The sequence below is a fragment of the Desemzia sp. FAM 23990 genome (assembly GCF_045528485.1).
Lineage (GTDB): Bacteria > Bacillota > Bacilli > Lactobacillales > Carnobacteriaceae > Desemzia.
The window spans coordinates 1-251 of the sequence record NZ_JBGQQW010000109.1 but is presented as its reverse complement, the minus strand read 5'-3'; the positions used below and the strand labels follow the sequence as shown (position 1 = coordinate 251).

General features: G+C 31.1%; 1 protein-coding gene. It reads right to left on the bottom strand.

The features are described 5' to 3' along the window. The coding region (locus ACEN4I_RS13680) for a helix-turn-helix domain-containing protein (protein WP_407103320.1) at positions 1-109 on the bottom strand (109 nt) is incomplete at its 3' end. Between the last annotated feature and the right edge of the window lie 142 nt (positions 110-251).

Genomic DNA, 251 nt, shown 5'->3' with positions numbered 1-251 from the left:
TTCCTCCTTCTTGATAGTCTTGAATTAATCTGTTGACTTGCCTCATCGAGAGCCCAAGTTCAACACAAGCTCTCTTTTTTTCCTTTCTTTTTTCTGCCACAGCTTTTATTACTTTATATTTCTTATCACTAGTGTTGCATAAATATAGTCAGAATATTCTGAATTATTATTTTCTTGAAAAAAGTAAAAAAAATCGAATGCTTACGCAAAGGATGACTATTTCCAGAAAATTTTGCTTATTTAGCTGATTC